Source organism: Nakamurella sp. PAMC28650 (assembly GCF_014303395.1).
Taxonomy (GTDB): domain Bacteria; phylum Actinomycetota; class Actinomycetes; order Mycobacteriales; family Nakamurellaceae; genus Nakamurella.
In genome coordinates, this window is sequence record NZ_CP060298.1 from 4,652,958 (window position 1) to 4,675,615 (window position 22,658).

Genomic DNA, 22,658 nt, shown 5'->3' on the forward strand with positions numbered 1-22,658 from the left:
GGGTGCGTACCCGGTTCCGTCCGCCGTTCGACTGCTCGCGCGCCGGACCGATCAACGCGCCGGGCGCTGGTCGATCACCCGGCGCATCTTGCCTGCCGACCGCTCGACGCCCTCCGGTTCCAGCACCCGCACCGCCACGCTGACGCCGATGATGTTCTTGATCAGGGTCCGGAGCCCGGTCGACGCGGCCTCTGCGTCGTCATCGGTGGCGTCCATCCGGCGCTCGACCCGCACCGTCATCTCGTCCATCGGGCCCTCCTCGCGGTGCAGGACGCACTGGAAATGCGGCGAGAGGGCCGGCACCTGCAGGATCAGTTCCTCGATCTGCGTCGGGAAGAGGTTGACCCCGCGCAGGATGATCATGTCGTCGGTGCGGCCGGTGATCTTCTCGATGCGCCGCACGTTCCGGGCGGTCCCAGGCAGCAGACGGGTGAGATCCCTGGTGCGGTAACGGATCACGGGCATGGCCTCCTTGGTCAGCGAGGTCAGTACCAGTTCGCCCTGCTGCCCGTCCGGCAGCACCTCGCCGGTGATCGGATCGATGATCTCCGGGTAGAAGTGGTCCTCCCAGACGTGCAGTCCGTCCTTGGTCTCCACGCATTCCATCGCCACCCCGGGGCCCATCACCTCCGACAGCCCGTAGATGTCCACGGCGTGCAGATCCAGTCGGCGCTCCATCTCGGCGCGCATGTCGTTGGTCCACGGTTCGGCCCCGAACACGCCCACCCGCAGCGAGGTCGACGCCGGATCGACGCCCTGACGCTCCAGCTCGTCGATGATCGCGAGCATGTAGCTCGGGGTGACCAGGATCGCGTCCGGCTCGAAATCGCGGATCAGCGTGACCTGCCGTTCCGTCATCCCGCCGGACACCGGGATCACCGTGCAGCCAAGGGCTTCCGCCCCGTAGTGAGCTCCCAGACCTCCGGTGAACAGTCCGTAGCCGTAGGCGACGTGCACGCGGTCCCCGGGCCGCACCCCGCCGGCCCGCAGGCTGCGGGCCATCAGGTGGGCCCAGGTGGTGATGTCGCCCGCGGTGTAGCCGACGACGGTGGCCTTGCCGGTGGTGCCAGACGACGCGTGCACCCGGGACACCTCCTCCCGCGGCACCGCGAACATGCCGAACGGATAGTTCTCGCGCAGATCGGATTTGGTGGTGAACGGCAGCGTGGCGATGTCCGCCAGCTCGGTGATGTCGTCGGGATGGACGCCGGCCGCATCGAAAGCGCCGCGATAGTGCCGCACGTGGTCGTAGGTACGGCGGACGGTGGCCCGCAACCGTTGGAGTTGAAGGGCTCTCAACTCGTCGGTGGACGCCCGCTCGACGGGTTCGAGCGCGTCGGGCCGGGGTGTGCGGTCCTGCACCATCGGAACCTCGCAGAGCGTCAGGAGCACGCAGGCCGGCTGCCCCTCGTGCTTGGTGGCCAGGATGCCACTCCGGCCCGGTTCCTGCCTGCTGTCAGGGTTCAGGAATGGCTTTCGAGTATGTCGCCGGTGGCGCTGACATCCGCTGACCGGGCGTGACCGGCCCCGGCGGTGGACAGACCGACCACCGCTCGCGCGCGGCCACCTGCCTTCGCGGCGTACAGGGAGGTGTCGGCCCTACGCAACGCGTCGTCACCCTCCAGATCGGTGATCCCGGCGCTGAAGGTGGTGCCCGAGGCGTTCCTGCCCCATGCCTGCGCCCACCGTCCGACGACCAGCTCCGCCCGTTGCTGGTCGGCGCCGGCCAGCACGATCAGGAACTCCTCACCGCCGTAGCGGACCACGACGTCGTTGCGACGGGTCTCCTGGTGCAACATCGCGCTGAAGTCGATCAGCACCCGGTCGCCGGCGAGATGCCCGAAGGTGTCGTTGTAGAGCTTGAACTCGTCGAGATCGACGATCACGAGATAGGCCCGACCCTGCATCCGGTCCATCAGATCGTCCAAACAGCGTCGATTCTGCGCTCCGGTCAGCGAATCCGTTCCGGCGTTGAGGGTGAGGACCTTCTGTTGCGCGGCCAGATGACGCAACAGGTGGGCGGGAAGCTCGCAAGCCATCGACAGCACGATGGCGGCGATGATCAGCCGGACGATGGCGAGGTGGAGCGGCAGATCGATCAGACCACGCAGCACGATCAGCGACGGTGGCAGCAACAACAGCGACCGGCCCTGCGGTTGGGTCAGGCCGGCGAACAGGAAGAACACCGAGACCAGGCCGGTGGTCAGTCGGGCAGCCGTCGGGTCACCCAGTCCGAAGATGAAGATCCGAACGATGCCGAGGGCCGGCCAGATCATCCACCACCCGGGTGACCGGTGATCCTGGATCAACCAGCAGATCAACCCCATCATCACGAAGGACCCGGCGAACCACAGCCATCCGCGCAGCGCCAGACCGGGGCTGACGCTCACCGCGGCGAGAATCATGATGGCCTGCGTCAACGCCGAGCCGACGGCCCCGACGAGATGCCAATTGATGCGCGAAATACCTGGCGTCGTCACAGCGGACATGGTGTCCCGTTTCCTTGCACGTTCAATATTCTGAATCATCGCTCCACCCGAGGCATCCCCCAGAGGTTCACACTTCAACCCTCGTTGCGTTGCTCTCCGTAGTCGGACCGACCTGGCCCGGTTGTTCCGACACCGATGGCGGTAAATCAGGTGTCGATCTCGTCAGGCCCGGCCCGCATCGGGACGTCACGATGGCTCGGGACGTGGGAGCTCGAGATCGACCGAGATCCGACCCCCGAGCAACAAGGGCAGCCGCCAGCAAAGCCAAAAAGCCCCCCGATCAGGCTGTGATGCCTGACCGGAGGGCCTACCGACTGCGGTGGTAGCGGGGACAGGATTCGAACCTGTGACCTCTGGGTTATGAGCCCAGCGAGCTACCGAGCTGCTCCACCCCGCGTTGGCGGTATCACCACTGTAGCAAGTGGTGTCGCCGAAGCCAAATCGGGTGGAACACAAGGATTTCCCGGTCAGCCCGTCGTTTTCGCGGTCGTCGGCGGCGTGCTGCTCGGGCCCGTCCCGGCCAGTGCGAGGTAACGGTTCACCGCGTCCTCCAGGCCCTGGCTGGCCGCGCCGATCTGGCCGAGATCACCGGATGCTTTGGCTGCGGCCAATTTCTTCTGCGCTACGTCCATCTGGCTGAGCGCCTGCGCCTGGTCCGAAGGCAGTACCACCGGCGTCGTCGGACTCCCGGAGCTCGTCACGCTGGGCGAGGAGGGCGCCGACACCGAGCCACTGGTGGTCGTGCCGTTGCTACCCGTCGGCGTGGCGACCGGCGCACTGCTGGCCGCGGACGCCAGTGCGGCCGCCAGTGTCGCGCCGGTACCGACCCGGTTGTTGAACCAGACCAGTACCAGACCGAGTTGCGGCGAGGCGCTGGCCGACACCCCCTTGATGTAGAGGGGCTCGACGTAGAGCAGACCGCTGGTGGTCGGCAACGTCAGCAGGTTGCCGTAGATGACCTGGGATCGACCGCTCGTCTGCCGGGTGGTGACGAAGTTGCTGATGCCGGAGTTCGAGTTGAAGGCCTGTTGGATCAGCAGCGGCCCCGGAGTCTGCTGGTTCTGGGGCAACTGCAGCACCGTGATGTTCCCGTAGGTCTTCGGGTCGCTGCTGGCCGAGATGAAGGACGCCATGAATTGCCGCTGGTAGATGGTGAGCGCACTCGTCAGCTGGAACGACGTCGTGGACGAGCCGGGCAGCGCGACCTGCTGGTAGTAGGGCGGCTGGGCGGCGGTGTTGCCGGTCTCCGTCGGATCGGCCGGCACGTCCCAGTAGTTGGAGTTCTGGAAGAAGTCCACCGGGTTGTCCACGTGGTACTGGGTCAACAGGGATCGTTGCACCTCGAACAGATCCTGCGGATAGCGGAAGTGGGCCCGCAGATCCGGCGGGATGTCCGCACTCTGCTTGATCAGACCGGGGAACACCCCCTCCCAGGCCTTCAACACCGGGTCGGTGTCGCTGACCGAGTACAGGGTGACGGCGCCGGTATAGGCATCGACCGTCGCTTTCACCGAGTTGCGCATGTAGGACACCTGCGTGTCGGCCTGCACACCGGTGGTTCCGTTGGTGAGCGAGTTGGTCGTCCGGCTCGCCAGCGACACGCTCTGCGAGTAGGGATAGTTCTGCGCCGTGGTGTAGGCATCGACGATCCAGACGATCTTCCCGTCCACCACCGCGGGGTACGGGTTGGTATCCGTGGTCAGGAACGGGGCGGCCTTGGCCACCCGGTCCCGGGGGTCACGGATGTACATGATCTTGGAGTTGCCGTTGATCTCGGAGGAGAACAGGAAGTTCGCTTCGCCGTAGTTGGTGGCGAACACGAGTCGGTCGAACAGGTTTCCGACCGGGACCCCACCGGAACCCGTGTAGGTGTAGGAGGTGCTGTCGGTGTCGTACTCGCGTTGGCTGGTGGCACTCGCGGACCCGACGATGGCGTAGGTGGTGGCCAAGCCGCCGTAGTAGACGCGGGGTTGACTCACCTTGATGGCACCCTGGCCCGACACGTCCGAGACGGTGAACTGCGGGTATCCGTCGCTGCCGACCTGGTTGGCCGGAGCCGCCACGATGCCGTTGCCGTGGGTGTAGACCATGTGCTGCTGGATCCAGTTGGTCTGGTCGCCCGTCAGACCCGCGGTGTTGAGCTCCCGCAGCGCCACGATGTAGTCCTGCGTCACCCCGGCGGCAGTGGTGTACCGATCGACGGACAGTGGATCCGCGAACCCGTAGAAGTTCTTCTGCTGCTCGTTCTGGGTGAACGTGGACGCCAGGATGTTCGGGTCGAGGAGCCGGGCGTTGTTCACCGTCGGGCTGTCGCTCTGGGTCAACGGGTTGGGCGACGACTTGTCCGAGTACGCGACGTACTTGACCTGCTGGGAACCGATGCCGTACGCAGCCCGCGTGGCGTCGATGTTCCTGGTGATGTACGGAGGTTCCTTCGTGATGCCGTTGGGGTTGACCACCACCTGCTGGAGCACCAGGGGCCAGACGCCGCCGATCAGCACGCTCGAGAGCACGAGCAGGGCCAGAGCGATGGCCGGTAGCTTCACCGAGCGCAGGAACGCCCCGACGATGAATCCGACGGCACAGATGGCCGCGATCACCATCAGGATGATCTTGGCCGGCAACACCGCATTGACGTCGGTGTAGGAAGCGCCCGTGAACTTTCCGCCACGGTTGGAGAACAGCAGCGAGTAACGGTCGAACCAGTACTGGACGGCCTTGATCAGGACGAAGACGCCGACCATCAGCGAGAGCTGCAGGGAAGCCTGCGAGGTGATCCGGCGTCCGGGCCCGGACAGCCGAAGACCTCCGTACAGGTACTGCGTCACCAGGATGGCGAAGAAGCTGAGCGCGGTCGCGGCGAACAGCCAGCCGATCACGAGTTCCAGGCCGGGCAGGGTGAAGACGTAGAAGCCGACGTCGTGCCCGAACAGCGGATCGGTCTGGCCGAAGGGCTGACCGTGCAGCCAGAGCTGGATCGTCTGCCAGTCGCTCTGCGTGGCGAACGCACAGATCAGGCCGACCAGGATCGAGATGGAGAAGATGAACGTCTTCGGCCTGCTGCTGACGATCGTCCGGTAGGGGCTGAGTGGGTCGACCTCGCCGGACGGTACGAACACCGGCCGGGACCGGTAGGCCAGGAGCAGGGAGAGGAAGACCACTCCGGCCGCACCGACCCCACCGATCAGGAACAGCACCACCTTGCTGAAGACCTGGGTGCTCCAGACCTGCTCGAAGCCGACCTCCCGGTACCACAGCCAGTCGACGTAGACACCGACGAACTGGAACCACAGGATGGCCAGCACGACGAGCGCCACCAGCGTGATGATGACTCGTTTGGATCGCTTCGTCATGCTCGGCATGCCGATCGGGGGCCGCATGGCCACTGCTGGACTCCTTGCGCTTCGTGATGCGGGGGTTGCGTCTTCTGATGCCGGACGAGCGGTGCTCCGGGCGGCCCGGAGGCCGACATTGGGACAACTGTATGCGTGCGATGTTGGTTCCCCGATAAACCGGTGTCCGTTGCACGGCAAAGGTCTGTGCCTGGTCGGTGAAGCCTGTGCCTTGCCAATGGGCCGTCACTGTCCGGCCTGTGCGGAAGTGGGCCACGCAACACGAGTACCGGCAATCGGGTGATCCCGTAGATGGAAGGATTCGTGCGTGGCTCCCAAAGACGTCTTCGACCAGCCGGACCCCTCTTCCCCTGACGCCGCCGACCCGGCCTACGTGGTGCCGCCCGGCAATACGCCGTACTGGTGGGAGGACCCTGACCTGGCGGCAGCCGTGGCCGAGGTGGAGGAGTTCGTCGGGACCGCCGGATGGGATTCGGCACCCCAGATGTTCGCCCTGGTCCGCACGGCCGACCTGCTGGACGCGCAGCCCGAACTGGCCACCACCCTCGGCGACGCCGGCACGTTCACCCCCATCGCCCAGGAGGTACTGCCGCCGGGCAACCTCTCGGAGGCCCTGTCCACCATTTCCTGGCCGGACGAGGTCGCCGGTTGCGTCCTGGTGCAGGAAATCGTCGTCCTGCCCCCGTCGGCCGTCCAGCGCGTCGACGAGTCACCGGACGGGACGTCGGGGGGGTCACCGGACGGGACGTCGGGGGGAGGGACGTCCCGCAAGGGCAACGACGTCGAGATCACCGCCGAGGAGGCGGCCGCCCATCCCGACCGTGCGGAGGCCAGGCTCGCGGCCGGTGTGCTGCGGGGCAGCAAGGGCGGAGCCGCTCTGCTGCGGGTCCGTGGCAAGGACGACGCGACGCCGTTGCGTGGCGCAGATCTGGCCCCGAATCTGCTGGACGCGCTGCAGGCCACGTTCGACGACTGACCTGCCGCGTGCCGCTGTGTGCCAGGGTGCCGCTGTGTGCTGGGTGCCGCTGTGTGCCACTCGTATGACGCACCACCCGCTGGTCTGACGCTCAAGCGTCCTACGAGGCAGTCGCGGGTCGTACCAACGTCAGCAGGTCATACGAGCCAGGGGCCAGACGCGCTCGCGGGTCGTACCAACGTCAGCAGGTCATACGAGTTGCCACGGCCGGGGGCTCGGTCAGCAGGAGGGCGGTGTACCGCCGGCCGCAAGGGTTTTCAGTGCCTTGACCGCGTCGTCCAGGGTGGTGACCTTGGCCAGCTCGAGGCCGCTCGGGACTCGGGTCAGGGCCTCGGCGCAGTTGTCGGCAGGGACCAGGAAGACCGATGCCCCCGCCCCCTTCGCCGCGATCATCTTGAGCAGGATCCCGCCGATCGGGCCGACGGTGCCCTTGGTGTCATCGACCTCCATCGTCCCGGTGCCGGCGATGTAACGGCCGTTCGTCAGGCCACCCGGGGTGAGTTTGTCCAGGATGCCGAGGGTGAACATCAGGCCGGCGGACGGGCCGCCGATGTTGGCGAGCGAGATCGAGATGGTGAACGGCGCCTTGGGCCGTTCCACGGCTCCGATCCCGAGAAATCCCTGCTTTCCGACGCTGGGATTGGCCTGCAGCTTGATGTCGATCTTGACGGTCTTGCCGGCGCGCAGGACCGTCACCGCTGCGTTCTGATTGGGCAGTGTGTTCTTGAGCGCTGCCTGCAGGGAGCTGAAGTCCGTCACCGCTGTGCCATTGATCGCGGTGATCTGATCCTGCGGCTGGAGCACCTGGAAGCTCGGTGATCCCTGCGCGATGGTGCCGACGTAGACGACGTTCGGGTACTTGAGGTACCGCAGCGCAGCAATTTCGGCCGACGACTGGGAGTCCCGGAAGTCCTGGGTGTTCTGCTGGTTGACCTGTTCGATGGTCTTGTCGGGCGGATAGACCTCGGCTCGCGGCACCAGCGCGTAGTTGCCGCTCGCCCACATGCCGAGTGCCTCGAACAGCGGCATGCTGTCGTACACGGACACGGTGGTCATGTTCAGGTGTCCGGAGCCGTCGCTCTGCCGGACGGAGGCGGGGGCGTCACCGGCGAAACTGATCACCGGGGTGCCGTCGGCGCTGCCCAGCGTGTTGTACGTCACGCCAGGACCGAGTGCGACGTAGGGAATCGGGACGGACGCACCGACACCGATCAACACGACGCTGACGGTCGATCCCACGACCAGCGTGCGCGCTCGGAGCGACAGTGATGAGAACCAGGACATGTAGCGCAGCGTAAAGCGTCCGGGTGTCGTTCCCGTTCAGGCCGGCCCCCACCAGTGGTCCCCACCGACGGTGGCCGTCGCTGCGGGTGCCGCTTCGCCGCCGACCCCTTGTCCTCCAGGTTCGCTCGGAAGATTTTCGCTCATGGCGATACTCCCGATGTACCTGCACCGTTCACATCTTCACCAGTACCGTGGAGGTCATGAGCAACTTCCCGTTCGGCTTCTCCAATTCCGGCGATGACGACCCCGACCGCGCGGGAAAGCCCGAGGGGCTGCCCGGCATGCCGGCCGGGTTCGACCTGAGCCAGCTCGGTTCCATGTTGTCCCAGCTGGGACAGATGATGTCCAGCGCGACGCCGACGTCGGGGCCGGTGAACTACGACCTGGCCAAGCAGTTGGCCACCTCGCAGGTTCCGGCCAGCCACCCGGCATCCTCGATCGACGTCAAACAGGTCACCGAAGCGGTCGCGCTGGCCGAGATCTGGTTGGACGGCGCCACTTCGCTGCCCGCCGGGGTCCGCACTTCTACCGCGTGGACGCCGAAGCAGTGGATCGAGGCGACCATGCCGATGTGGGAGAAACTGTGCTCCCCCATCGCTGATCGCGTCTCCAAGGCTTGGCTGGAAAACCTGCCGGAGCAGGCCAGGGAGCAGGCCGGCCCGCTGCTGGCCATGATGGGCTCGATGGGTGGGATGGCCTTCGGCTCCCAGCTGGGTGAGGGTCTGGGCCAGCTGGCGGTGGAAGTGCTCACCTCGACCGACATCGGGTTGCCGCTCGGCCCAGAGGGCACCGCCGCCCTGCTTCCGCTGGCCGTGTCCGAGTTCGGCAAGGGTCTGGACCTGCCGGAGGACCAGGTGCGCCTATACCTCGCCGCTCGCGAGGCCGCCCACCATCGGCTCTACGCCGGTGTGCCGTGGCTCAAGGAACGGGTGATGTCGCTGATCGCCGACTTCGCCGGAGGCATCTCGGTAGATTTCTCCGCCATCGAGGATCTGGCCGGGACGATGGACATGTCCAACCCGGCCGGGATCGAGGCTGCGCTGGGCCAGGGCATGTTCGAGCCCAAGGTGACCGAGGCCCAGCAGGCGTCCCTGGTCTCGCTCGAGACGGTCCTCGCGCTGCTCGAGGGCTGGGTGGACACGGTGGTCGCCGACGCGGTCGGCGACCGGTTGCCGGGCGCGGCCGCCCTGCAGGAGACGCTGCGTCGTCGCCGGGCCACCGGCGGTCCCGCCGAACAGACCTTCGCCACGCTGATCGGGCTGGAGATGCGTCCGCGCCGGCTGCGAGCTGCCGCCGATCTGTGGCGCGCTCTCGAGGATTCACGTGGCATCGAGGCCCGCGACGCGCTCTGGTCGCACCCCGATCTGCTGCCCTCGAGCGCGGACCTGGACGATCCGAACGCGTTCGTGGAGCGCGACAAGGCGTTTGCGGACATGCTGGCGGGCATCGACGACGTCGACATGAGCGAGCTGGACGGCCTCGACGAGACCGGGCACGCAGCTCCGCCGGCGGCCTCCACAGATCCGGAAGACAAGCCAAAGGACGTCTGAGCAGACCCGGACCCACGACGAAGGCCCCGCTCCTGATCTCCCGGGGGCGGGGCCTTCGTCGTTCCGGCGGCCAGAGCCGATCAGACCGCGCTGGAGGGCTTCCAGAGATCGATCCCCGACTCGACGGCGTGATGTTCGATGATCTGTCGTTCGTCGTCGGCGAACGCGACGCCGTCGACGGCGCCGATGTTGTCCTCGAGCTGCTTGACCGACGACGCGCCCACCAGGACGGACGTGACCCGCTGGTCGCGCAGCGCCCAGAACAGGGCCATCTGCGCCAGCGTCTGACCGCGTCCGGCGGCGATGTCGGCCAGCGCCCTGATGTGTTCGAGCGCGGTGTCGGTGAGCAGATCCTTGGACAGCGATCCCTGACGCGACGCGCGCGAGCCGTCCGGGACGCCGCCGAGGTACCGGTCGGTGAGCATGCCCTGCGCGAGCGGCGAAAAGGCGATGCACCCCACGCCGAGGTCGCCCAGGGTGTCCAGCAGGCCGCCCTCGATCCAGCGGTTGAACATCGAGTACGACGGCTGGTGGATGAGCAACGGGGTGCCCATCTCGGCCAGGATGGCCGCCGCCTGACGCGTCCGCTCCGGTGAATAGGAGGAGATTCCGGCGTAGAGCGCACGGCCCGACACGACCGCGGTGTGCAGAGCGCCCATGGTTTCTTCCAGCGGTGTGTTCGGATCCGCCCGGTGCGAGTAGAAGATGTCGACGTAGTCCAGACCCATCCGGACCAACGACTGATCGAGCGAGGCCAGCAGGTACTTGCGCGAACCCCAGTCGCCGTAGGGCCCCGCCCACATGTCGTAGCCGGCCTTGCTGGAGATCACCAGTTCGTCACGGTACGGAGCGAAATCGTCCTTCATGTGACGTCCGAAGTTGGTCTCCGCCGACCCGTACGGGGGCCCGTAGTTGTTGGCGAGGTCGAAGTGGGTGACGCCGAGATCGAAGGCTCTGCGCAGGATCTGGCCCTGCTTCTCGAAGGGATCGGTGTCGCCGAAGTTCTGCCAGAGGCCGAGCGACACGCTCGGCAGGTGGAGGCCGCTACGGCCCACCCTCCGGTAGGGCTGGCGATCGTAGCGGGTGTCCGCAGCCGTGTAGGTCATGGCGCTATCGTCGCATCCTGGCCGGGGTGCGGCCCGCCCGGGCCGATCACCGGCCGCACGATTTGTGGCGACGGGTGACGGACCTGCGCGGACGTCGGCGCCGACACCCGATCCCGGTGTTGTCCACAATGCCCTTCGGAGCGCCGACCTGCGGGTACGGTTGGCGACGTTCCGGGACGAGTGCCCGGGTCAGTTGCGTCCGACCTGCGGCCCCGCCGCCGGCGGCCTGAGGAGAGGAACAAGGCTGATGGCCGAGACCTACAACGGCTACTGCGTCAAGTGCAAGGAGAAGCGTGACTTCGACGGAGAGGTCCACGAGACCAACGGGCGTCGGATGGCGAAAGGGATCTGTCCGGTGTGCGGGACCAAGATGAACCGGATCCTCGGGAAGGCCTGAGCCTTCGGGTTCGCCGGGGCGCCGGGCTGTGGACGATCCCAGCTCGGCCCCCTGCCACCCGGTGATGACCGAGCCCGCGCAAGAAACGCGCCACCCCGGGTTCCGCGCCACGCCCAGGAGAAATCGGCCCTGTGGACAAGCCCGACCTGGTTCCGGTCATCTCTGACACGCTGCCTGGACACCGGGCGTCGGTGGGCGTCAGGCCGGGTAGCGGCTGCTCCCATCCCTCATCGTCCCGGAACCGACGACGAGGGGTCCACGTGGCAGCACCGACCGCACCGGCCATCGACCTGACTGCGGTGTACACCCTGATCAGCGGCCTGGCCATCTTCCCCCGCGATGACGACACGGTCCAGATCGGCTCGGAGCCACCTCACTGGCTGCTCCTGCACCACGCACCGGTCAGCTCCGTCGGCATTCTCAATGGCCTGAACGGCACCGTCCCGGTGGGGCAGGTCCTCAGCTCCGCCGGCGCAGATCCTGCGGTGTGGTCGGGGGTACTGGCCCGTTTGGTGGATGCCCGGTTACTGGTGCCGGCAACCGACTGGTCGTTCGCCGGTGTGGTGCCGGGGGCGTTCCTGGAACCCGAGCGCGACAGTCTGGTGCACCGCTACGGCATCGGCACCGCGCGGCGGGTGCTGCAGGCCCGTCAGGACGCCGTGGTGATCGTCCGGGGCACCGGGCGGATCGCCACCGCGGTCGCCACCTCGCTGGCCGGGTCCGGACTCGGTCACGTCCACCAGCAACCGGATCGGGCCCTGCGCTTGGCCGATCTTCCCGAGCTCGGGCCGACCGCGGGCACCGCGGACCCCCGACGCGACGAGGCCCGACGCCGAGCTGCGTCCGGTGCGTCGGCGATCAGCCGTCCCACGTGCGCCGACACGGCGATGCTCGCGACGAACCTGTCGCGTGCCGCACCTCACATCAAGGTCCATGCGCCCGCCGCGCATCACCGGGTGGCGCTGGTCGTACTGGCCGGTGACGGACCGCCCTCACCCTCCCTGGCCGCGGAGCTGACGGCGCGACGCATACCGCACCTTGCGATCCGGGCCGGGCTGACCACCGCCGTCATCGGTCCGTTCGTGCTCCCGGGTCGATCGAGCTGCCTGATGTGCGCTCTGCGGCAGCGGGCGGAGATCGACGAGGGACGAGAGGTATTCGAGCAGGCCCTTCGCCTGGAGCTCGTCGTGCCGCCGGCCCAACTGGTGTGCGCTGCGGTCGCACTGGTGATCGCCGATGTCCTGGACCACCTCGACGGCGTCAACGAACCGACCACGATGGACGGCACGCTCGAGTGGTCGTTGGGCGATCCGGCGGCCCGGCGCCGCTCGTGGAGCATCCACCCCGAATGCGGTTGCAACGGCATCCGATCGGACGCCGCGACCGTGCCATCCTCTGCAGATCGTCGGCCGTGAGCGCAAATACCGACCGCCCCGAGCCGGCGTCAGACACAATGGGTAGGTGTCCGAGATCCCCAGAGGTGCCCTCAACCGAACTGCACGGTTGGCCAGCCTGCCGCTGTCCGCGGCCGGCCGCGTCGGTCTGGGGTGGGGGCACCGTCTGATCGGCCGCGACAAGGGCGCGGTCTCGGCGGAGATGCAGCGCCGGACGGCGGAACAGGTCTTCGAAGTGCTCGGCACGCTCAAGGGCGGTGCGATGAAGTTCGGCCAGGCGCTCAGCGTGTACGAGGCCGGCATCCCGGACGAATACGCCGAGCCCTACCGCGAGGCCCTGTCGAAGCTGCAGAACGCGGCCCCGGCGATGCCGCCGGCCACGGTGCAGCGCCTGATGGCCGAGCAACTGGGGACCGGCTGGCGAGATCGCTTCGAGGAATTCGACCCGACCGCTTCTGCCGCGGCCAGCATCGGTCAGGTGCACCGGGCGATCTGGAAGGACGGCCGCGACGTCGCCGTCAAGATCCAGTACCCGGGCGCCGGCGCGGCCCTCAAGGCGGACATGGATCAGTTGAACCGCCTCGCACCGCTGCTCGGTCTGATGATCCCGGGCATGCAGGTGCGGCCGCTGCTGGCCGAGATCCGTGACCGGGTGATGGAGGAGCTGGACTACGCCGCGGAGGCGGCGAACCAACGCGCCTTCGCGAAGGGCTTCGCCGACGATCCCGATTTCCTGGTGCCGAAGGTGTTGGCCAGTGCGCCCAAGGTCATCGTGTCCGAGTGGGTCGAAGGCATCGGGATGGGCAAGATCATCACCTCCGGCACCCCCGAGCAGCGGGATCGGGCCGGCCTGCTGCTGACCCTGCTGCACTTCTCCGCACCGGAGCGGGTGGGACTGCTGCACGCCGACCCCCACCCCGGCAACTACCTGCTGACCGAGGACGGGCGCCTCGGGGTCATCGACTTCGGGTCGATCGCGCGGCTTCCCGGAGGATCACCGCCGATCATCGGGCGGATCTCGCGACTGGCCCTGGACGGCAACGCCGACGACGTGCTGGCCGGTCTCCGTGCCGAGGGCTTCATCCTGGACAACTTCCATCCCGACCCCGTTGCGCTGCTCGACTATCTCGCGCCGTTCGCAGAACCTTTGCGGCACAAGACCTTTCACTTCTCCCGGAAGTGGATGCAAGCGCAGGCGGCCCGGATGTCCAACTTGTCGAGCGAAGAGACGAAATTGGCGCGGCACATCAACCTGCCGCCCTCCTACCTGATGATCCACCGGGTCACCTTCGGGTCCATCGGTGTGCTGTGCCAGCTCGACGCCACCGCGCCGTTCCGCGAAATCGTCGCTGCCTGGCAGCCGGGATTCAACGACGGCAACGATCTGGACGAGAGCTCGCCGGCGGACGTCGGACCGGCCTGATCGATCTCACCACCACTCCTGGTCGAGCTTGGCCTCCACGGCCCGTAGATTCTCCCGGGCGCAGCGGCCGCAGTACCAGAGGCCGCCGCGCCGCGGGTCGAGCTCGAACATCCAGGTCAACGGCGGTCCGACGGCGGACGTCCCGCACAGCGCACAATTGACCGTCGCGGCGCCCGGCTCTCCGGCCGGATCTTCGGGCGGCGACGACCCAGGCGGCGACGGCCCGGGCGGCGACCCAGGCGAAGACCACCCAGGCGGTAACGACCCAGGCGGCGGCGACCCAGGCGGCGTGGTCATTCCCGCAGGCTACCGCGACCCGTCCCCCACCCCTCCCGCCGCGCTGATCATCTTCGGCGGCGCTCATGATCGTTGCGGTTCTGGGACGGATGGGGTCGGAGTCGCCTACTTCATGAGCGCGGTATCGGCGCCGGCGTGGCCGAACCCGGCCGCTAGGAACTTCTGGAACTCTTGCGGGCCAAGCGATTGCGGGCACGCAGTCGGTCGGCCGCTCGGCTGAGCTCGGCGTCCCGCTGCGTCCTGCGCATTCGGTCCCGGGCCAGCTCTTCGATCATGAGATTCATCTCGAGCACCTTACGAATTGGCCCTGCCGTTTCCGGGCAGAGCAATGTGTTGTGCGACAGGTGTTCCCGTCGAACGATGGGGTCGGTGATGGTCATGCGGCGACCTTGCGGGGTCGACCGCGGGGCCGCTTGCGAGCGATGACGACACCCTGGTCGAAGATCTCGCCGCCCCAGACACCCCAGGGCTCGGCCCTGGCGAGGGCGGCCGCCAGACACGCGGTCCTGGCCGGACAGTCGACGCACAGCGCCTTCGCCCGTTCCAGTTCGTCCGGCCGTTCGGCGAAGAACAGGTCGGGATCCCCGGTGTGGCAGGGTAGATCCTCGCCGAGGGTCGGATCGACGATCGATTCCGATTCCTGGTCGAGAAGCAGGCTGATCAAGGTTCTCTCACCTCCGAGAGTTCCGCCGATGCACGGCAGAGGAGTGTTGGTCGTCCGAGACCGGATGGCCCCGCACAGATCTGTGGGGTGGGCATCGAGCCGGGGATGCACAACGGCCGCGGCATCAGTCCCTGGAACGGGCAGATGTCGCGGCCGGAGGCGAGCGTGGTGCTGGGTTCTACCTCAGCTGCTCATCCCCGGCCGGACCCGGAACGCCGATCGGCGTCATCACGAGATGCCGCAGGAACTCGGCACCCTCGTGGACGCGGACGGCGGCACCGGCATCCGCGACACCGGTGGTACCGAACTGGCTCTTCGTATTGATCTTCACGGTCCGGCACCTCCTCATGGTCGCGGCCTCGTCCTGGCGGGGAGGCGGTGGTCAACTGGGAACGCTTTTGTCAACTGGGAACGGAAGGACCATATGCGTCCCTGCACGGGACGCGCAACCGAATAAAGAAGAACTTTCGAAATTTCTTCTACCGCCGCCTAACAGGACCGTTCACGCCTCCGGCCGGGGCCCGACGTCATCGCGTGGAGGCGACGATCCCGATCACTTCGGAACCATAGGCATCGAGCTTCGAGCGCCCGATACCCGGAATGCTCAGCAGCGCAGCGTCATCGGTGGGCCGACGCTCGGCGATGGCCAACAGGGTGGCGTCGGAGAACACCACGTAGGCCGGCACCGAAGCCTCGGTGGAGGTGCTCCGGCGCCACGCCCGCAGCGCCTCGACGAGGTCGGGATCCGCGGTGGACGGACAATTGTCGCAGCGGCCGATCTTCAGTTCCGCGGGTGTGCTGAGCGGTCCGCCGCACAGCCGGCAACGTCCGGCGGCCCTCGTCCGGCCGACGGGCGCCGGCTCCGGCGCGAGCCCCGTCAGGAATCGACTGCGCTTGCGTCCGCGCCGGCCGCCCTCGGTCCGCGACAGAGCCCAGGAGATGGCCAACCTGGTCCGCGCCCTGGTCACGCCGACGTAGAAGAGCCGGCGCTCCTCCTCGATCTCGTCGGGGGTCTCGGCATGCTGGATGGGCAGGGTGCCGTCGGTCAGCCCGACGAGGAACACCGCATCCCACTCCAGTCCCTTGGCCGCGTGAAGCGAGGCGAGGGTGACACCTTCGACCGTCGGGGCGTGCTGGGCCTCGGCCCGCTGGTCGAGTTCGGCGACCAGCGCGGCCAGCTTCGCGTCCGGTTGCAGGTCGGCGAGTTCTTCCGCCACCCCGACCAGGGCGAGCAGGGAGTCCCATCGATCACGCAGGGCACCGGCCGGCGGTGGCTCGTTCGTCAGGCCCACCGGCACCAGGAGTTGACGGACCGCCGCGACCAGCGGTACGTCGAGATCCAGGTTCGCTCCCTGCCGCAGGGCGATGATCGCCTGACGGACCTCCGGCCGGGCGAAGAACCTCTCGCCGCCCCGGACCACGTAGGGCACCGACGCATCGGTGAGCGCCTTCTCGTAGACCTCCGACTGGGCATTGATCCGGTAGAGGATCGCGATACCGGAGGCCGGCGTACCGCCTGCGACGAGCGCCGCGGCCTTCTGGGCAACGGCCCTGGCCTCGGCCGGCTCGTCGGGATGTTCGTCGAAGGAGGCCGCGGGACCGTCCGGGAGGACGGCGACCAGCTTCAGACGCAACCGGGCCGCCTTGCCCTGTGCACCGGCGATGATGCGATTGGCCAGGGTGACCACCTGCGGGGTCGACCGGTAATCGCGCTCCAGCCGGACGACGGTGGCGTGCGGGTAACGCCGGTCGAAGTCGAGCAGGTTGGAGGGCGACGCCCCTGCGAACGAGTAGATGGTCTGGTTGGCGTCCCCGACCACGGTGAGCTGATCGCGGCCGCCGAGCCAGGCGTCCAGCATCCGCTGCTGCAGCGGCGTGACGTCCTGGTACTCGTCCACCACGAAGCAGCGGTACCTGGCCCGGAATTCCCTGGCCACGTCCTCGTCGCTCTCCAGGATCGCGCACGTCTGCAGCAGCAGGTCGTCGAAGTCGAGTTGCTCTGCCTCGTTCTTCGCCCGCTCGTAGCCGCCGAACACCTTGACCACGGTGGCGGCGGCCACCGGAGTGTCGCGCTGGTGCTTGGCGATGGCGGCGAGGTAGTCCTCGGGGCCGATCAGCGAGGCCTTCGCCCACTCGATCTCGCTGGCCAGGTCCCGCAGCGTGGCGGCGTCTGTACCGGCCCCGGCGCGCTTCGCGGCGATCGCGACCAGACGCAGTTTGTGCTCCAGCACCGGCCACAGCTGGCCGCCCACGGCCTTGGGCCAGAAGTACTTGAGCTGTTTGAGGGCCGCCGAGTGGAAAGTCCTGGCCTGCACACCCGGGACACCGAGACTCCTGAGCCGCAAACGCATCTCGCCGGCGGCCCTGGTGGTGAAGGTGACCGCGAGGATCTCGCTGACCGGGTGCGAACCATCCTCGACGAGATGGGCGATGCGATGGGTGATGGTCCGGGTCTTGCCCGTCCCGGCTCCGGCCAGCACGCAGACCGGCCCACTCGGAGCCAGTACCGCAGCACGCTGCCCGTCGTCGAGCCCCGCCAGCAGATCCACCGTCACCGACATATTTTCGCACGGGTGTACGACGAGATCCAAGCCGCCGGGCCGATACGCGGGTCCCACGCCTGCTGCATGGATCAACTTCCCGGTTTTGGGACGGGAGGGACAGGAGTCATCACTTTCGTCCATGCCTGGGAAGTTGATCCATGCGAACCCCGGACCCACGCCAACGGCCGGGGGTCAGTCGAGGGCGGCCCAGCCCTCGACCATCCGTCGGGCGATCGAGATGCCGGGAGGCAGGCCGATCCCTTCGGACGTACCGCCGGCCGCCAGCACCCGGCGCACGGTGGCGCGGTCGACCCAGAACGCGGACTCGATCTCGCCGTCCCGCGGGTACAGCGGCGCGCCGATCTCGGCCCGGGCCGCGAACCCGACCATCAACGAGCGCGGGAAGGGCCACGGCTGGGATCCCAGGTAGCCGATGTCGGTGACCTCGACGCCGATCTCCTCGCCGATCTCCCGGGAGACGGTGCCTTCCAACGACTCCCCCGCCTCGGTGAAGCCGGCCAACACCGACACCCGGCCCTCCGGCCAGCTGGGCTGCCGGGCCAGCACCATCTTGTCGTGTCCGTCGTGCACCAGCACGATGACCGCGGGGTCGGTGCGCGGGAACTCCTGATGGTCGTTCGGGCACATTCGCGACCAGCCGGCCGACTGCGGCACGCTCTGCTCCCCGCATCGCGGGCAGAATCGCCCGTGCCGGTGCCAGTTCAGTACCGCCACGGCGGCCGTCATCAGGCCCGCGTCGGCGTCCGAGAGGAGACCGCCCACCTCGCGGAGGGTGGACGGATCCGACCGGGCAGGCGACATGCTCCACAATTCGCCGCCGACCTCCACCTCACCGGGCACCGCCCAGTAGTCGACCTCCGGACCGTTGCCCGCGCCGCCCACGGTGCCGAGCAGCACCGCGTCGGCCGGGGGCTCGTCCCCGACGTCGGTGGCCGCCCGATGGTCCAGGGTGACGGCCGCGCCTTCGATGCGCATCGGGGTCCGGCCGGACGGGTCGACCGTGATCAGCCGGGCGGTGGGCCAGGCCGCTGCGGTGCGGACAGGATCACGGAGATCCTCGGACCGGTCCGCCGCGGCACGCGACAGCACCGGCATCGCGATCGGGAAGCCGTGGATCCCACCGGACAGGGTGGCCGCCGACATCGGCTCCGGGCTCACAGTTCGACCCCGCCGACGGCGGAGAGCGAGGCGCCGATCTCGTCCAGGTTGCCGACCACGACACCGGTGAAGGCGGACGGTGCGAGCAGGCTGCCCGCCACGCGGGCCACGTCGTCGACGGTGACCGCGGCCAGCCGGGCCGGATGCTCCCGCACCCAGTCCACATCCAGGCCGAGACCGGCCAGCGACGACAGCGTGGAGGCGTACCCGGCCTGCGTGGCCAGCGAGGTGGCCAACGTCCCGAGCGCGTAGTTGCGGGCCGATTCCACCTCGGCCGGTTCCGGCGCGTTCAGCGCCAGTCGACCGAGTTCGTAACGGGCCTCCAGCAGGGCGGCCGCGGTGGACGGCGTGGTGGTGTCGAAGCTGACCGTGACGGCCGCCCTGGCCGGCCAGAACTCGAAACTCGAGTGGGCGCTGTAGGTGTAGCCCTTGTCCTCGCGGATGTTCTCCACCAGCCGGGAGGAGAAGTAGCCGCCGTAGATCAGGTTCGCCAGCTGGCCGGCCGGATAGTCGGGACTGGTCCGTTCCAGGGCCGCGGCGGACAGCCGCACCTGGGATTGCACCGCTCCGTCCCGGTGGAAGGCCTTGACCAGCCCGCCGACGACCGCCGGAGGAGTGGCCAGCGCCCGCGCGGACTCGGTGGAAGACCAACGGGCCATGGCATTCTCGACGTCCCTGATCGCGTCCGCCGGTTCGAGGTCGCCGACCAGCACCAGGGTGGACCCCCTGGGCACCAACGCCTTTGCGTGGAGGCTGCGCAGCGCTGCCACACCGACCACGGCAACGGCGCCGGGGTCCGGCATCTCCCTGGTCGCCGGGTGACCACCGAAACGCCGGTGTTGCAGGTGGGCCCGCGCGACCACCGACGGCTGACTGGCCGCAATGGCCAGCTGCTCCACCAGTCGGTCGCGTTCGCCGAACACGTCGTGACGCCGGAACGCAGGCTCCACCAACGATTCCGCCAGCACTTCGAGCAGGACGGGCAGGCCGTTGGACAGCACCGAGCCGGTGACGGAGAACTTCTGCGGGTCCACCGAGGCGTCCAGATGCCCGCCCACCACGGCGAGTTCGCTGTCGACCTGCTCGCGGCTGCGAGATCCTGTGCCCAGCAACAACGTTGCGGCCAACACCTCGGCGCGGGCGCTGTGCGCCCCCGTGGTCCCGCCGAACGGCACCCGCAGTCGAACCTCCACCAGCGGTGTACCCGGTTTGCGCACCGCGATCACCCGCAGTCCGTTGTCGATGGTCCTGGTCAGCAGTTCCGGATGCGGGGCCGTTCGTGACGCGGACAGCGCCGGGACCGGACGCGGACCGGTCGGCGTGACTGCGATCTCCTCCGCCGAGCGGGCCGACGAGGCCGTCCGGCCGGCCGGACGCGCGGGCGTCTGCTCCGCGGTCCTGACGGCGGTCGGGTCGACCTTCGCGTTGTCGCTCTTCCTGGCTGCGCCCTTCTTGCCTGCGCCCTTCTTGCCCGATGTCTTCGTGCCGGCTCCCTGCTTGCGCCCACTCGTCGGGCCGGCGGTCTTCTTCGTCACGGTCTTCCCAGCTGCGGTCGCGGATGATTTCCTGGTGCTCGCCATTACTGCCCCGCCCCGGGCACGATGGTCAGGATCGCGCATCTCTCCGGATCGAGAGCCTTGGCTGCCACTGCGATCTGCTCCGTCGTGACGTTCGCCAGGATGCCCGGCATCTCGCCGAGCAGTTCGGCCCGACCGTGCAGCAGCTCGAGTGAACCGATCGAACGGGTACGTGCGCTGATGCTGTCATTCTCGCGGTACAGGCCCGAGGTGAAGCGGGCGATCGAACTCAGCCGCTCCTGCCCGGTCGGCCCGTTCGCGGCGATGGCGGCGATCTGCTCACCGGCCGCGGCGATCACCCGGTCGGCCGACACATCGATGGTGTGCAGGGCGCCCAGCACGAAGACGTCAGGGTCACGGGCGTCCAGCGGGCCGCCCATCAGGCCCGGGCCGGCCCAGATCTCGGTGGCCAACCCGGCCTGGGCGACCACCGCTGACTGCAGCCGGGAGGACTCCCCGTCCGACAGCACCTGGCCGAGCAGCACGTGAGCCAGGTAACCGGGAAGATCCGCGACGGGATCCGGGAGTCGCCAGCCGACTGCGAAGGCCGGGGCGGGCGCAAGGAGGTCGACCTTCTCGGCGCGGCGGATGGAGGTCGGCCACGGCTCGTCGAAGGACGGGCGAGCAGGTACCGGCCGGTAGGGCACGTCGGAGAAATGGGTGTGGATCAGGTCGGTGGCACGGTCGACCTCGAAATCGCCGCACACCGTCAGGACCGCGTTCGCCGGGGTGTAATACCTCTCGAAGAAGTCGGCGCAGTCGGCCACGGTCGCTGCGTTCAGGTCTACGAAATCGCCGTACCCGTTGTGCGAGTTGGCGAAGCTGTCGAACATCACCGGTGGCAGATCGATCCACGGGAAGCCGCCGTACGGCCGGTTCAGGACGTTGAGACGGATCTCCTCGCTGACCACGTCGACCTGGTTGGCCAGGTTCTCCGCGGTGATCCGGGGTGCGCGCATCCGGTCGGCCTCCAGGAACAATCCACGCTCCAGGGCCGCCGCCGGTAGAACCTCGAAGTAGTCCGTGTAGTCCGTGTGGGTGGAACCGTTGAAGATCCCGCCCGAGGACTGCACCAGCCGGAAGTGCTCGAGTTTCGGCAATGATTCGCTGCCCTGGAACATCAGGTGTTCGAACAGGTGGGCAAAACCCGTCCGTCCCTCCGGCTCGGAACGGAACCCGACGTCGTAGTGCACGGCCACGCCCACCACGCCGCTGCTGACGTCCGGCGCCAGCACGACGCGCAGGCCGTTGTCCAGCCGGAACCGGGTGATCGGATAGTCCGCCCCCGCGATCAGCCCGGGCACTGCAGGTTTTTTGGATCGGACGGTGGCCGGCCGGGGGCCCGGAGACTTCTTCGCCGCAGACCCGACGGACGCACTCTTCAAGGAAGGACTCACCTCCCCACCCTAACGATGAAGCGGATCGGACCTGGTGTCGACCGGTTGTGCCGGCGGCATGACGAACCTGCGCATCACTTCCGGTGGCCGGCTCGGTCCTGGCCGCAACGGCCGTTCAGCGGTCCGGCGCCTCGTGTCCCCGATGGGTGAACAGGTCATCTCGGGCGGCGATCTCGCTCGCCCGGAACGGGTGGGCCGCCGGACCCGGAAATCCCAACATCGCGATCCGGGACGTCGCATCCGGGTTGTCCCCCGGCAGGTCCGGTACGTCCGGATAGACCGAGGGGTCCGGCGCACCGGCCGGACCGCCGAAAGCGGCCGGGCTGACGAAAGCAGCCGGACGCGGCATCGCATCCGCCGAGCCGCCGACCGGACCCGAGCCGCCGACCGGACCTGGGCTGCCCAGCGAATGCGAGCCGCCCGTCGGGGAGGAACCGACGGCCGCGCCGGCCGGGATCCGACCCGCGACCCCGCCGGCTCGTAGTTGCGCGACCGTCACCCTGGTGGCGGCCCCGGCGTGCCGCGACTGACGACGCTCGCGCAGCAGGGCGATGGTCGCGATCACCGCCAGCAGACCGGCGGCCACGATGGCGATCGGCAGCCATCGTGCGGCCGGGGACTGGTGCGCGACGGTGGTACCGGCCAGGCGGACCTGGTCCGGGTGTCCGTCGAGGTACTGGACCGCCACCTGCTCGCCCACCCGACGCCCGCAGGCGGACAGCGAACTGCGTACCACCGGCGTCAGGGTCAGGTCGACGACGGTGCTGCCGGCCCCGGAGGTGCACGACGGCGAGGAAACGACGACGGCGTAGGCGTCGACCGGCCTGGCGTCGATCGGATCCACCGCCGATTTCAACGACCAGAGCCACCCGCCGAACCCGATGGCAGCCACGACGAGCACGCTGATCGCGATCAGTGGGAGCGAAATCCTGGCCGACCGTTTGCGGCTCTGCCCGGCCCCGTGTCTGCCCATCCGCGGATCATGGCACACCGAATACAGCCTTGGCGTGGCCACCCGGCAAGGCGCGC

The 22,658-nt window shown here is 68.3% G+C and carries 18 protein-coding genes and 1 tRNA gene; 5 read left to right on the top strand and 14 right to left on the bottom strand.

Annotation, left to right across the window (positions count from 1 at the left end; all coding sequences use genetic code 11):
• Positions 1-51: 51 nt before the first annotated feature.
• From paaK to H7F38_RS21170, 4 genes are all read right to left on the bottom strand, one after another.
• The gene (gene paaK / locus H7F38_RS21155; RefSeq protein ID WP_187091636.1) at positions 52-1,365 is read right to left on the bottom strand and encodes a phenylacetate--CoA ligase PaaK; all 1,314 of its coding nucleotides are present in this window, start codon (positions 1,363-1,365) and stop codon (positions 52-54) included.
• Between the two features lie 98 nt (positions 1,366-1,463).
• Positions 1,464-2,489 carry a GGDEF domain-containing protein gene (locus tag H7F38_RS21160; RefSeq protein ID WP_187091637.1) on the bottom strand — a complete coding sequence of 342 codons (1,026 nt, stop codon included), beginning with the start codon at positions 2,487-2,489 and terminating at the stop codon, positions 1,464-1,466.
• A 320-nt stretch (positions 2,490-2,809) separates the two neighbouring features.
• Positions 2,810-2,886, bottom strand: a tRNA-Met gene (locus tag H7F38_RS21165).
• A gap of 70 nt (positions 2,887-2,956) precedes the next feature.
• Complete coding sequence (locus H7F38_RS21170) at positions 2,957-5,851, bottom strand: UPF0182 family protein (RefSeq protein ID WP_370531398.1); 2,895 nt, start codon at positions 5,849-5,851, stop codon at positions 2,957-2,959.
• Positions 5,852-6,149: 298 nt separating this feature from the next.
• On the opposite strand from H7F38_RS21170, the gene H7F38_RS21175 reads away from it, so the two are divergent.
• Entirely contained in the window at positions 6,150-6,818 is a 669-nt protein-coding gene (locus H7F38_RS21175; protein ID WP_255498100.1) for a PPA1309 family protein, read from the top strand.
• A 219-nt stretch (positions 6,819-7,037) separates the two neighbouring features.
• Here H7F38_RS21175 and H7F38_RS21180 read toward each other — a convergent pair whose 3' ends face one another.
• Positions 7,038-8,102 (bottom strand): PDZ domain-containing protein, encoded by a 1,065-nt coding sequence (locus tag H7F38_RS21180; RefSeq protein WP_187091638.1) that lies wholly within the window; start codon positions 8,100-8,102, stop codon positions 7,038-7,040.
• Positions 8,103-8,302: 200 nt separating this feature from the next.
• Here H7F38_RS21180 and H7F38_RS21185 point away from each other — a divergent pair, with 200 nt between their 5' ends.
• The gene (locus tag H7F38_RS21185; RefSeq protein ID WP_187091639.1) at positions 8,303-9,652 is read left to right on the top strand and encodes a zinc-dependent metalloprotease; all 1,350 of its coding nucleotides are present in this window, start codon (positions 8,303-8,305) and stop codon (positions 9,650-9,652) included.
• Positions 9,653-9,732: 80 nt separating this feature from the next.
• On the opposite strand, the gene mgrA is transcribed toward H7F38_RS21185, so the two are convergent.
• The gene (gene mgrA / locus H7F38_RS21190) at positions 9,733-10,758 is read right to left on the bottom strand and encodes an L-glyceraldehyde 3-phosphate reductase (RefSeq protein WP_187091640.1); all 1,026 of its coding nucleotides are present in this window, start codon (positions 10,756-10,758) and stop codon (positions 9,733-9,735) included.
• Between the two features lie 247 nt (positions 10,759-11,005).
• On the opposite strand from mgrA, the gene H7F38_RS21195 reads away from it, so the two are divergent.
• The 3 genes from H7F38_RS21195 to H7F38_RS21205 all read left to right on the top strand — a co-directional run bounded on the left by H7F38_RS21195 (position 11,006) and on the right by H7F38_RS21205 (position 13,972).
• Positions 11,006-11,155 (top strand): DUF5679 domain-containing protein, encoded by a 150-nt coding sequence (locus H7F38_RS21195; RefSeq protein ID WP_187091641.1) that lies wholly within the window; start codon positions 11,006-11,008, stop codon positions 11,153-11,155.
• Between the two features lie 260 nt (positions 11,156-11,415).
• Positions 11,416-12,570, top strand: a complete 1,155-nt coding sequence (locus H7F38_RS21200) for a hypothetical protein (protein ID WP_187091642.1) — start codon at positions 11,416-11,418, stop codon at positions 12,568-12,570.
• A gap of 46 nt (positions 12,571-12,616) precedes the next feature.
• On the top strand, positions 12,617-13,972 hold the full coding sequence (locus tag H7F38_RS21205) for an AarF/ABC1/UbiB kinase family protein (protein ID WP_187091643.1): 1,356 nt from the start codon (positions 12,617-12,619) through the stop codon (positions 13,970-13,972).
• Between the two features lie 449 nt (positions 13,973-14,421).
• Here H7F38_RS21205 and H7F38_RS21210 read toward each other — a convergent pair whose 3' ends face one another.
• From H7F38_RS21210 to H7F38_RS21245, 8 genes are all read right to left on the bottom strand, one after another.
• Positions 14,422-14,649, bottom strand: coding sequence for a hypothetical protein (locus tag H7F38_RS21210; RefSeq protein ID WP_187091644.1), 228 nt, complete (start codon positions 14,647-14,649; stop codon positions 14,422-14,424).
• Positions 14,646-14,930, bottom strand: a complete 285-nt coding sequence (locus H7F38_RS21215; RefSeq protein ID WP_370531399.1) for a WhiB family transcriptional regulator — start codon at positions 14,928-14,930, stop codon at positions 14,646-14,648. The genes H7F38_RS21210 and H7F38_RS21215 overlap by 4 nt, the downstream gene beginning before the upstream one ends.
• A gap of 181 nt (positions 14,931-15,111) precedes the next feature.
• Positions 15,112-15,264: a hypothetical protein gene (locus H7F38_RS21220; RefSeq protein WP_187091645.1), complete on the bottom strand. Its 153-nt coding sequence runs from the start codon at positions 15,262-15,264 to the stop codon at positions 15,112-15,114.
• A 196-nt stretch (positions 15,265-15,460) separates the two neighbouring features.
• Positions 15,461-17,494, bottom strand: a complete 2,034-nt coding sequence (locus H7F38_RS21225; protein ID WP_187094873.1) for an ATP-dependent DNA helicase UvrD2 — start codon at positions 17,492-17,494, stop codon at positions 15,461-15,463.
• 174 nt (positions 17,495-17,668) lie between these two features.
• On the bottom strand, positions 17,669-18,592 hold the full coding sequence (nudC, locus tag H7F38_RS21230) for an NAD(+) diphosphatase (RefSeq protein WP_370531400.1): 924 nt from the start codon (positions 18,590-18,592) through the stop codon (positions 17,669-17,671).
• A 59-nt stretch (positions 18,593-18,651) separates the two neighbouring features.
• Positions 18,652-20,190, bottom strand: a complete 1,539-nt coding sequence (locus tag H7F38_RS21235) for a pitrilysin family protein (protein WP_255498101.1) — start codon at positions 20,188-20,190, stop codon at positions 18,652-18,654.
• Positions 20,191-20,234: 44 nt separating this feature from the next.
• Complete coding sequence (locus H7F38_RS21240; protein WP_187094875.1) at positions 20,235-21,524, bottom strand: pitrilysin family protein; 1,290 nt, start codon at positions 21,522-21,524, stop codon at positions 20,235-20,237.
• 220 nt (positions 21,525-21,744) lie between these two features.
• Positions 21,745-22,602, bottom strand: a complete 858-nt coding sequence (locus H7F38_RS21245) for a hypothetical protein (protein ID WP_187091647.1) — start codon at positions 22,600-22,602, stop codon at positions 21,745-21,747.
• Positions 22,603-22,658: the final 56 nt, after the last annotated feature.